Below are 11,234 nucleotides of genomic sequence, written 5' to 3' on the forward strand. Positions count from 1 at the left end.
TAGGGAGCGCGCCACGAAAATCGGCGCGGCCGAGGCCGCGCCGTCCTGTCGGAGAACGCCGAAAGCGAAGCCTACTGGGGAAGCTCCAGGCGGTCGCCGCGGTGCACCGGGCGCAGGCCATCCATGACCAGGCCGTAGCTGACCCGGTCGAAGGTGCGGAACACCATCACGTGGCCGACGAACTCATCCGGCAGGGCGACCTTTTCGCCCACGCCACGGTCCCAACTGCTGCCGGCGATGTCGTCGTGGACGGTCTCGCCCGGTTGGAACACGGCGTAGGTCTGGCCGTTGTCCACGCCGTCCTTCGAACCGATCGAAAGCGCCACCACCTGGCGGGGCCCGGCCGCGTCCATCGCATCGGCGAAGGCGATCACCCGGGCGTTGCGCGGCAGCGACTGCGGTGCGTGCGGGTAGTAGTAGGGATCGTAGGCGGGGCCGTCGAGCGGCAGCACGCGGTCGCCGGTGCGGATCTCCTGGGTGGAATCCAGCAGCAGCAGGGTGGACGGGTCGCCTTCGCGCAGCATCTCGGCGGTACCGATCAAGCTGACCTCGACGCCCAGGTCCTCGCCGCGGCCGTAGTGGCCGTCATCGCGGAAATCTTCCGACCAGGGCGTGCGCACCATCGCGACGTTGCTGTCCAGCGTGTGTCCGACGACGTCCTCGCCCGCATCGCTCTTGTCGCCGCTGCCGAAGCTGCGGAACGCGTGGGTCGGCCGCACGATCGCCCAGCGCTGGCCCGGCGTGGATTTCAGGCCGCGCACGTAGAGGTTCTGGCCGCCCGCGCCGCGAAGCCGCGCTTCCTCGAAGCCCACCACGTAGGGCGCCGACTTGACCGCGTCCGAGTTCATCACGCGCATGTCCTTGAGGAACATGCGCAGTTGGTCGAGCGGGATCGCCGGCACGGCCTCGCCTTCGCGGTGCACGGAAGGCTCGAGCTTGAGCCGCGGGCCGTTGATGAAGGACAGGTTGAGCACGTCGCCCGGGTAGATCAGGTGCGGATTGCGCACCTGCGGATTGGCCTGCCAGATCTCCGGCCACAGCCACGGCTTGGAGAGGAACTTGGCCGAGATGTCCCACAGCGTGTCGCCGTGGCGCACGGTGTAGCTATCGGGGTGATCGGCGCGCAACTGGGTGCCGGCGGCGTACACGGCAACGGTGACCAGCATGCCGGCCAGCAGCCCGATGGACTTCTTGATCATATGCGGGATTCCCCTACCCCCGAGGCTCGGGCGAGTGTAACCGAACAGTGAAGGCCCGCAACCGGGAGCAGTTGGCAAAATCGCCTGCCGCACGGGAGCTTGCCGCCGTACAATGAGGCCCATTCTAGTTTGCGCCGGGGGCTTTCGGTCTGCCGATCCGACCGCATCTGAAGGCGCCTGAGGTGAGCGAAATGTCCGTCCTGTCCATCCTTGAGTTTCCCGATCCCCGGTTGCGCACGAAGGCCGCGCCGGTGACCGTCTTCGACGCCGAGCTCAAGCAGTTCGTCGCCGACATGTTCGAGACCATGTATGCCGCCAACGGCGTGGGCCTGGCCGCGACCCAGGTCAACCTGCACAAGCGCGTGCTGGTGGCCGACATGAGCGAGGAGCGCAACCAGCCGCTGGCGCTCGTCAATGCGCAGATCGTGGCGAAGGAAGGTTCGCAGGTGTACCAGGAGGGCTGCCTGTCCTTCCCCGGCATCTATGCCGACGTCACCCGGGCGCTGAAGGTCACGGTCAAGGCGCAGGACGCGGACGGCAAGGAAATCACGCTCGATGCCGAAGGCCCGCTGGCGGTATGCATCCAGCACGAGCTGGACCACCTGGCCGGCAAGGTGTTCGTCGACTACCTTTCGCCGCTCAAGCGCAACCTGCTGCTCAAGCGCCTGGAGAAGCAGCGCAAGCAGGCAGCGAGCGCTTGAGGATCGTCTTCGCCGGCACGCCGGAGTTCTCCGTCCCCTGCCTGCAGGCCTGCCGCGACAGCGGCGCGCAGGTGGTCGCCGTCTACACCCAGCCCGACCGCCCCGCCGGCCGCGGCCGCAAGCTCGCGCCGAGCCCGGTCAAGCAGGCGGCGCTCGCCGCCGGCCTGGCCGTCGAGCAGCCGGAGTCGCTGAAGCCGCCCGAGGTGCAGGCCGCGCTGGCCGCCTACGCACCGGACCTGCTGGTGGTGGTCGCCTATGGGCTGATCCTGCCGCGCAAGGTGCTCGCGATTCCGCGGCTGGGCTGCTGGAACGTGCACGCGAGCCTGCTGCCGCGCTGGCGGGGTGCGGCGCCGATCCAGCGCGCCATCCTGGCCGGCGACGCCGAGACCGGCGTCGACCTGATGCGCATGGAGGCCGGCCTGGATACCGGCCCAGTGCTGCTGGAAAAGCGCACGCCGATCGCTTCCGACGATACCGGTGGGTCGCTGCACGACCGGCTGTCGCTGCTGGGGGCCGAGGTGCTGGCCGAAGGCCTGCGCCGCACGCTGGCCGGTGAGGTGCTGGCGGCCGTGGCGCAACCGGCCGAGGGGGTGACCTATGCGCACAAGCTGGACAAGGCCGAGGCGAAACTGGATTTCGCGCGGCCGGCGGTCGAGCTCGATCGCCAGGTGCGCGCCTTCGACCCCTGGCCGGTGGCCGAGGGCGAGATCGCCGGCGAGGCCGTGCGGATCTGGGCCGCACAGGCGCTCAGGCGCAGCCACACGGCCGCGCCCGGCACCGTGCTGGCGGCCGATCGCGACGGCATCGAACTGGCATGCGGGGAAGGCGCGCTGCAGGTGACTGCGCTGCAGCGTCCCGGTGGCAAGCGCATCAGCGCCACCGACTATCTCAACGCCCGCCCCGAACTGCGCGGAGCCTCCAGGTGAGCCGCGCACCGCTCTCCTCCCCGGCGGGGAGAAGGCGCGAGCCGAGGCCATGACCGACACCCGTGCCCTGGCCGCCACCGCGCTGGCCGAGATCGCCCTGCGCGGCACCTCGCTGCGCGAGGCGATGGAACGCCACGCGTCCAAACTGCCCGACCCGCGCGACCGTGCCTTGCTGATGGCGCTGCTCAGCGAGGGTGCGCGCTGGTGGCTGCGCTTCGATCCGGCGCTGGACCGCCTGCTGGAGCAGCCGCTGCGGCGCAAGGAGCCGGCCGTGCATGCGCTGCTGGTGCTCGGGCTGGTGCAGCTGGAGATCCTCCAGCTCAGCGACTATGCCGCCGTTGCGGCCACGGTGGAGGCCACGCGCGCGCTCAAGCGTCCGCGCCTTGCCGGGCTGGTCAACGCCGTGCTGCGCCGCTGGCAACGCGAACGCATCGAGCTGTTGGCCGCGCTGGATGCCGTGCCGGCGACGCGTCATGCGCATCCGGCCTGGCTGGCCGGTGCGATCGCGCGCGACTGGCCGGCGCAGGCCGAAGCGGTGCTCGCGGCCGACAACCGCGAACCGCCGCTGATGCTGCGCGCCAATCGCCGCCGCAGCACGCGCGAGGCGCTGCTGGAACGCCTGCGCGTGGACGGCCAGACGGCCGAACCGCACCCCTGGCTGGCCGATGCCATCGTGCTGCCGCACAGCGGCGACGTCACCCGGCTGCCCGGTTTCGTCGAAGGCCTGTTCGCCGTGCAGGACGGTGCCGCGCAAGCCGCCGCCGATCTGCTCGATGTACGGCCGGGCCAGCGCGTGCTCGATGCCTGCGCCGCGCCGGGCGGCAAGGCCTGCCACCTGCTCGAGCGCACCGACCTCGAGCTGACCGCGCTGGATGCCGACCCGGCCCGTCTGCGCCGGATCAGCCAGAATTTCGAGCGCCTGGGCCTGCGTGCCGAATTGCTCGAAGGGGACGCCGGCAAGCCGCACGCCTGGTGGGACGGTGAGCCCTACGACCGCATCCTGCTCGACGCCCCGTGTTCGGCCACCGGCGTGCTGCGCCGCCGGCCGGATGTGCGGCTGCATCGGCGCGCGAGCGACGTTCCCGCGCTGGCCGCGCTGCAGCAGCGCATCCTCGTCGCACTGTGGCCGTTGCTCAAGCCGGGCGGCCGGCTGCTCTATGCCACCTGCTCGCTGCTGCGCGCGGAGAACGAGGCGGCGATCCAGGCGCTGCTGGCGACAGCCAGCGACGCGCACGCGCTGCCTTTCACGCTGCCGGCAGGCCAGGCGGCGGCCGTGGGTTGGCAGATCCTGCCCGGCGATGGCGATCTGGACGGCATGTACTATGCCGTCCTGGAAAAGCGGTAGCCGCTGCTCAGCGCCAGGTAAGCACGCCCAAGCTAAAACCCCACGCTGCTCCGCACGGATTGCCCATGTCCCTCTCGCACGCCACGCTGCAGGACCGCCGCCGTTTCTGGTTGTTGATGCTGATCGCGCTGGTCGTGATCGGCGCCGGCATCGGGTTGCGCGATCCCTGGCCGTCGGACGAGCCGCGCTTCACGCTGGCGGCCAAGCAGATGGTCGAGGGCGGCGACTGGCTGTTCCCGCACCGCGGCAGCGAGCTCTATGCCGACAAGCCGCCGGTGCTGATGTGGACCGAGGCGGCCAGCTTCGAGCTGGTGCGCAACTGGCGCATCGCCTTCCTGCTGCCCTCGTTGCTGGCGGCGCTGGGCACGCTGGCACTGGTCTACGACCTGGGCCGGCGGCTGTGGAGCCGGCAGGTCGGCCTGTACGCGGCGGCCGGGCTGTTGCTGGCGTTCCAGTTCGTCTACCAGGTCAAGCGCGCGCAGATCGATCCGCTGGTGATGTTCCTGATCACCGCCGGCAACTGGGGACTGCTCAGGCACCTGCTGCTGGGGCCCAACTGGCGTGCGTACTGGCTGGGCTGCTTCTGCGCGGGGCTCGGCGTGATCACCAAGGGCGTGGGTTTCCTGCCGCTGCTGCTGCTGCTGCCGTATGCCTTCGCGCTGCGGCGCGGCTGGGACGGCGTCGCGCGCATGGGGCCGAGCCAGGCACTGCGCTGGTGGCTGGGCCTGCCGGCCGTGCTCGCCGCGATCGCGCTGTGGCTGGTGCCGATGCTGCTGGCGGCGCATGCGCACGCGGACAACCCCGCCTACGCCGCCTACGTGCGCGACATCCTGTTCCACCAGACCGCGGACCGCTACGCCAAGTCGTGGGGGCACATCCACTCGCCGCTGTACTACCTGCCGATCGTGCTGTTCAGCTGGCTGCCGCTGTCGCTCACCTACCCCGGAACGCTGCCGCGCTGGTGGCGCGCGCTGAAGGCGAAGGACGCGCGCGTGCTGCTGCCGGTGGCATGGGTCGCGCTGGTGCTGGTGTTCTTCTCGATCCCGGCCGGCAAGCGCGATGTCTACATCCTGCCGGCGTTGCCGATGGTCGCGCTGGCCAGCGCGCCGTTCCTCGACGAGCTGCTGCGCGCGCGCTGGCTGCGCGCCGCCGGGCTGGCCTTCGTCGGGCTGTTCGGCACGCTGCTGCTGGTGGTGGGTGCCTACGCGCTCGTCGCTGCGCCGCCGTTCGCCACGCAATGGACGCTCGAGCGCGGTTTCGCCGGCGCGCGCGCGCTGTGGTGGTGGCTGGCAGCGATCGGTGCGGTGCAGTTGCTGCTGGTGGGGCTGTTGCGCCTGCGTCACGCCGCGTACGCGGTCGGCGGTGGCATGTTCGCGCTGTGGCTGGGCTGGAGCTTCGGCATCACGCCGCTGCTCAACGACTCCAGTTCCGCGGCCGGGTTGATGGCGAAGGTGGCTGCGCGGATGCAGCCCGGCGACACCGTCGGCCTGGTCGCCTGGAAGGAACAGAACCTGCTGATGCTCGATCGTCCCGCCGTCGATTTCGGCTTCACCCGCCCCTGGCCGCAGCAGTACGCGGCGGCGGTCGCCTGGCAGGCGGCCGACCCTGCGCGCCGATGGCTGTTCGTGCAGGAATCGGCGATGGGTCGCTGCGTGCGTCGCGACCATGCGATCGACCTGGGCCATGCCAACCGGCGCGAGTGGTGGCTGTTCAAGGCCGATGCCGTGGTTCCCGGCTGCGTGCCCGATCCCTCCGCCGAAGCGGCCGATGCGGGTGTGCCCGAATGAGCGCGCGCAGCCCGGACATCCTGGCGATCGCGCGCGAGCCCGGCCGGCCGACCTCGCGGGCCTGGCTCACCTGGGCGCTGTCGGCGCTGGTGGCCGTGATGCCGTTGTCGTTCTCGATCGAACCGCGGATCAAGGCGCTGCCGGTCGCGTTGCTGTTCGTCAGCGGGCTGGCGCTGCTGTGGCGCGCGCCCGTACGGCGCAGCTGCCTTGCCGCGGCGCCGGTGCTCGCCGGCGCGCTGGTGCTGGCTGCTTTCGACATCGGCAACGTGCTGGGGCATCGGCTGGGCGCGCGTCCGCTGGACCATGCCGCGCACGTGCTGCTGTACGTGGCGGTGGCGGCCGTGTTCGCCCGTCCGCTGCGCATGGCGCTGGTGTGGACGGGTTTCAGCCTCACCGCGATCGGCCTGGGCGCAGTCTGCCTGGTGCAGCACTACGGCCTGGGCATCGCGCGCGCCTATGGTCTCAACGGCGGCGATTCGAGCGCCATCGAGTGCGCCACCGTGCTGCTCGGCCTGGCGCTGCTCGCGCTGGTGCAACTGCTGTACGCAGGCGTCGGCAGCCGTCGCTGGTGGTTGCACGCTGCCGCCATGGTGTTCGGCATGTACGGTGCGCTGCTCACGCAGAGCCGCGGGCCGCTGCTGGCCTTCGTGCCGGCATTCCTGCTGGTGCTGCTGGCGCATGCGTGGCGCAGCCGGCGCTGGCGTGCGAGCGTGGCGCTGGCCACCGTGGTGTGCCTGGGTGGCGCGATCGCCACTGTCTCGCTGCATGGCGCCATGCTCGGGCGCTTCGACACCATCCAGCAGGAGGTGGCCGGCTTCGACCAGGGCGATCCGGCAGGTTCGGTCGGCGAGCGGCTGGAGATGTGGCGCACGGCGTTGCGTGCCTTCGCCGAGCATCCGCTCGCCGGCGTCGGCATCGGCGAATACGGCGCCTATGTCCAGGCGGAAATCGCGGCGGGACGCACCAACCCGTCCATCGCCCGCTACAACCAGCCGCACAACGAGTACCTGCGTGCGCTGGCGACCGGCGGCGTGCCGCAGCTGCTGGCGGTGCTGGCCGCGTTCGGCCTGCCGTTGGTCTGGTTCGGCCGTCGCCTGCGCCACCCGGACGAGACGGTAGCTGCGACCGCCAGCGCCGGGCTGGCGATCGTGGTGCTGTATCTGCTGTGCGCGCTGGGCGAGAGCGTGTTCTACCGGGTGATGTCGCAGTCGTTCTTCTTTTTCCTGGTGACGGGGCTGGCCGTGCGCATCGGCCAGCGCACGCGCTGCCTGCTGGGCGACGAAGAGCCGGCACCCTAGAATGCCTGCATGGCCACCTTGCCCCTGACCCTTGTCGTCATCACCCACAACGAGGCCGATAACATCGCGCGCTGCCTGGACAGCGTGCCGTTCGCGGCGGAGAAGCTCATTGTCGATTCGGGCAGTGACGACGACACCGTGGCCGTCGCGCAGGCCCATGGTGCGCGGGTGGTGCGCCAGGATTGGCTCGGCTTCGGGCCGCAGCGCAATTTCGCCACCACGCAGTGCGCGCACGAATGGATTCTGGCGCTGGACGCCGATGAGTTTCTCTCGCCCGAACTGGCCACGGAGATGGAGCGGCGCCTGCCTGCATTGATGGCCGGCGAGGCACCTGCGGCGTGGCTGCGCCGGCGCACCGTCTACATGGGCCGGCCGATGCGCTGGTACCGCCCGGCGGTGGGCGAGAAGATGGCGCGGCTGTACCACCGCGACCGCGCGCGCTGGACCGACGCGCGGGTGCACGAGTCGCTGCGCTTCGAGGGCAGCGCGCCCACCTTCGATGCGCCCTTCGACCACATCAACAACCCGACCCTGGTGCACAAGCAGCTCAAGGTGCTGCGTTACGCCGAGCTCAAGTGCCGCGACTGGCTCGACAAGGGCAAGCCGGCGCGCATGTGGCAGGCACCGTTCGTGTACCTGCTCGCGTTCGTCAAGGACTACCTCGTGCGGCTCGCCTTCCTCGACGGCTGGCGCGGCTTCATGATCGCGCAGACCGCGGCGAGCTACGCGCTCTACAAGCGCATGCGCTACTACGAGATGGTGCACAACCGCGCCTCGGTCGCGCGCGCCGGCACGGCGCTGGCGCGGCACGGGCTGGACCGCTGAGCGCCGCAGGACTTCATCCGAGCTTTCGATACCTCATGCAAACGCCCTCCAAACGGCACTACCTGCTCTATGGTTCCGAGCGCTATGCGCTGGCCATCCTGCGTCCGCTGCAGGCGGCGATCCGCGCGCGCGGCGACGAGGCGGCGTGGTTCTTCGACGGGCCGGGCGCCGAGGACCTGGCCGCGGACGAGCGCCTGCTGAGCGTGGACGAAGTGCGCCGCTGGAAGCCGGTGGCGGTGCTCACGCCCGGCAATCACCTGCCGCACTTCTTCCCCGGTGTGAAGGTCGAGGTCTTCCACGGCTTCAATGCGGGCAAGCCGCGGCACGTCTACATCCGCGGTTTCTTCGACCTGTACTGCACCACCGGCCCGCGCGATACCGCGCAGTTCCAGGCGCTGGCCGACCAGCTGGGGCACTTCAGCGTGGCCGAGACGGGCTGGCCCAAGCTCGACCCGTTCCTGAAGGAGATCGCCGGCCCGCTGCCGCCGGTACGCCGGCCACCGGTGATCCTCTACCACTCCACCTTCTCGCCCTCGTGGAGCGCGGCCGAAACGCTGTACGAGGAAGTCCGGCGACTCTCGCGCAATGGCCGCTGGCGTTGGATCGTCACCTTCCATCCGAAGATGAACCCGGAGACGGTCGCCCGCTACAAGGCGCTGCAGAACGAGTTCCTCACCTTCGCCGAGAACGACAACATCCTGGAGTTGTTCCCGCAGGTGGACATGATGTGCTCGGACACCTCCTCGGCGCTCAGCGAATTCCTGCTCACCGGCAAGCCGGTGGTCACGTTCAAGAACCGCCAACCGGGACCGCAGCTGATCGACATCGACGATCCCGGGCAATTCGAGCCGGCGATCGAGCGCGCACTGGCGCGGCCGCCTGAACTGATGGCCGCGATCCGCGCCCATGCGGATGCGATCCATCCCTACCGCGACGGCCACGCGAGCGAGCGCGTGCTCGGAGCGATCGATGCCTTCGTCGCGGCAGGCGGGCGCAACCGCAAGCGCAAGCCGCTCAACCTCTGGCGCAAGCTCAAGCTGCGTCGGCGCATCGGTTACTGGGGCCCGGCGCGGCTGCCGCGCTAGCCCGCTTTCCATCGCACCGCTCCGGCTAGAATCGGGGCCTTCCCAGCCGTGAGCCTGTCCGTGCAGCCCAACGCCTATCGCCGTTCCGAACACCTGCGCGCCCTGTGGCCGTGGCTGCCGCTGTGGGCGGCGGCGGCGTTGCTGGCGATCTTCTCGCACGGGCCGATGCCGCTGTATTCGACGCGCACGCTGGCGGTGGCCTGGGAGATGTGGACGCACGGCCATTGGCTGGTGCCCTACAACAACGGCGTGCCGTACAGCGAGAAGGCGCCGCTGCTGTTCTGGATGATCCACGCCGGCTGGTTCGCGTTCGGCGTCGGCGACGTCTGGCCGCGCGTGCTGGAGGTGATCTTCGGCGGCACGCAGCTGGTGCTGCTGGCGGTGCTGGCGCGGCGGCTGTCCCCGGAGCGGCCGTGGGTGGCCCGGGCGGCGCCGTGGATGCTGCTGGCGCTGTCCTACGCGTTCCTGTTCGGCCTGCAGGTGATGTACGACGTGCTGCTGGCGATGTGGACGCTGGCGGCGCTGCTGTGCCTGACGCGCGCACCCTCGCGCGAGGAGCCGCGCTGGTGGCTGTTCGGCATCTGCATCGGCTTGGGGCTGCTGACCAAGGGCCCGGTGATGGCCCTGCACGTGGTGTTTCCCTGGTTGCTCGGGCCACTGTGGAACGACTGGGCGAACCGCCATCGCGCGCGCTGGTACGGCCGCGGCCTGCTCGCCTTCCTGCTCGGCTTCGCGATGTTGCTGGCCTGGGCGCTGCCGGCCGGCTTCAGTGGCGGCGAGGCCTATCGCCAGCGGCTGTTCTTCACCCAGACCGCCGGCCGCGTGGTGAACGCATTCGACCACGCCCACCCGGTGTGGTGGTACGCGCTGGCGCTGCCATTGCTGTTGTTCCCCTTCAGCGGCTGGCCACGTGCATGGGTGGCCCTGGCGATGCTGCGGCGGCCGCTGGATGCCGGCGTGCGCTTCGCGCTGTGCTGGGTGGTGCCGGTGTTCGTCACTTTTTCGTTGATCAGCGGCAAGCAGCTGTACTACCCGTTGCCGGAGTTCGCCGGCGCGGTGTTGCTGGTGGCCGGTGCCATCGCGCTGCTGCGCGAGCGGCATCCGCGGGTGGCCTACAACGGCTGGCTGGGCACCTGGCCGCTGGCGATCGGCGGCATCGCCTTCGCGCTGTTCCTGTTCGTGCTGCCGTGGCTGGTGCAGGACGGGCGTCTGCATGGAGACTGGTTCGACACCACTGCGCCCTACAGCCGCTTCTTCAGCGTGGTGTTCCTGCTGCTGGGCGCCTTGCTGCTGCTGCGTGGCCGCGGCGAGATGCGGCGGCTGGCGTTTGCCGGCCTGCTGGGCACGCTGGCGATCAATACGCTGTTCACCCTGACGCTGTGGCCGCGCTACGACCTTGCGCCAGCGACGCGCCTGCTGCGAGCCGCCGATGCGCAGCATCGGGCGATCGGCTTCACCGGCACCTACGAAGGCCAGTTCCACTTCGGCGGCCGACTGCAAAACCCGATCGCCGAACTGCAGGGTGACGCCGCAGTCGAGGCCTTTGCCCGCGCCCATCCGGACGGCCTGATCGTGACCCACCCCAGCAAGCTGGACGCAGACGCGTTGCGCTATCCGCTGCTGGTGCAGCCGTTCCGCTCCACCTGGCTGGTGGTCTGGCCGGCCACCACGCTGGCCGACCTGCGTGCGGGCCAGCGTCCGCCGGAACCGGCCCAGCCCACGCGCATCTACCCCAACGCCGACGGCCGCAACCGGACACCGCCGTGAACGGTGCGCTGATCGCCGGCCTGCGCGCGCAGTGCGGCGGCCCGCGCGACGGCGCGCTGTTGCGGTTCTCGCTCGGCAACGCCCTGCTCGGCGAAGGCCAACCAGCCGAGGCTGCGGCGGAACTGCGCCGCGCGCTCGACTTCGACCCCGGCTACTCGGCGGAGTGGAAGCTGCTGGGCAAGGCCTGCCTGGCGGTGGACGACCGCGCCGGCGCGGCTGCCGCCTGGCGCCGGGGGATCGTGGCGGCGCAGCAGCGGGGCGACAAGCAGGCGGAGAAGGAGATGGCCGTGTTCCTGCGGCG

The 11,234-nt window shown here is 70.4% G+C and carries 10 protein-coding genes; 9 read left to right on the forward strand and 1 reads right to left on the reverse strand.

Annotated features, from left to right (window positions below; translation table 11 throughout):
• Positions 1-71: 71 nt before the first annotated feature.
• Positions 72-1,199 carry a LysM peptidoglycan-binding domain-containing protein gene (locus HOQ08_RS12215; RefSeq protein WP_291195165.1) on the reverse strand — a complete coding sequence of 376 codons (1,128 nt, stop codon included), beginning with the start codon at positions 1,197-1,199 and terminating at the stop codon, positions 72-74.
• Between the two features lie 191 nt (positions 1,200-1,390).
• Between HOQ08_RS12215 and def the strand changes: the two genes are divergently transcribed.
• From def to HOQ08_RS12260, 9 genes are all read left to right on the forward strand, one after another.
• Positions 1,391-1,900 (forward strand): peptide deformylase, encoded by a 510-nt coding sequence (gene def, locus HOQ08_RS12220; protein ID WP_291195168.1) that lies wholly within the window; start codon positions 1,391-1,393, stop codon positions 1,898-1,900.
• Entirely contained in the window at positions 1,897-2,826 is a 930-nt protein-coding gene (fmt, locus tag HOQ08_RS12225) for a methionyl-tRNA formyltransferase (protein WP_291195171.1), read from the forward strand. The genes def and fmt overlap by 4 nt, the downstream gene beginning before the upstream one ends.
• Positions 2,827-2,875: 49 nt before the next feature.
• Complete coding sequence (gene rsmB, locus HOQ08_RS12230) at positions 2,876-4,171, forward strand: 16S rRNA (cytosine(967)-C(5))-methyltransferase RsmB (RefSeq protein ID WP_291195174.1); 1,296 nt, start codon at positions 2,876-2,878, stop codon at positions 4,169-4,171.
• A gap of 65 nt (positions 4,172-4,236) precedes the next feature.
• Positions 4,237-5,958 carry a glycosyltransferase family 39 protein gene (locus HOQ08_RS12235; RefSeq protein WP_291195177.1) on the forward strand — a complete coding sequence of 574 codons (1,722 nt, stop codon included), beginning with the start codon at positions 4,237-4,239 and terminating at the stop codon, positions 5,956-5,958.
• A complete protein-coding gene (locus HOQ08_RS12240) occupies positions 5,955-7,256 on the forward strand; it encodes an O-antigen ligase family protein (RefSeq protein ID WP_291195180.1) in 1,302 nt (433 codons plus the stop codon). Before HOQ08_RS12235 ends, HOQ08_RS12240 begins: the two co-directional genes overlap by 4 nt.
• A gap of 9 nt (positions 7,257-7,265) precedes the next feature.
• A complete protein-coding gene (locus tag HOQ08_RS12245) occupies positions 7,266-8,081 on the forward strand; it encodes a glycosyltransferase family 2 protein (RefSeq protein WP_291195183.1) in 816 nt (271 codons plus the stop codon).
• Between the two features lie 35 nt (positions 8,082-8,116).
• The gene (locus tag HOQ08_RS12250; RefSeq protein WP_291195185.1) at positions 8,117-9,166 is read left to right on the forward strand and encodes a CDP-glycerol glycerophosphotransferase family protein; all 1,050 of its coding nucleotides are present in this window, start codon (positions 8,117-8,119) and stop codon (positions 9,164-9,166) included.
• Between the two features lie 60 nt (positions 9,167-9,226).
• Positions 9,227-10,933 (forward strand): glycosyltransferase family 39 protein, encoded by a 1,707-nt coding sequence (locus HOQ08_RS12255; protein WP_291195191.1) that lies wholly within the window; start codon positions 9,227-9,229, stop codon positions 10,931-10,933.
• Positions 10,930-11,234, forward strand: a 305-nt coding sequence (locus HOQ08_RS12260) for a hypothetical protein (protein WP_291195188.1), incomplete at its 3' end; no start/stop codon positions are given. The genes HOQ08_RS12255 and HOQ08_RS12260, both read left to right, overlap by 4 nt.

Source organism: Frateuria sp. (assembly GCF_013362045.1).
GTDB lineage: Bacteria > Pseudomonadota > Gammaproteobacteria > Xanthomonadales > Rhodanobacteraceae > Frateuria_A.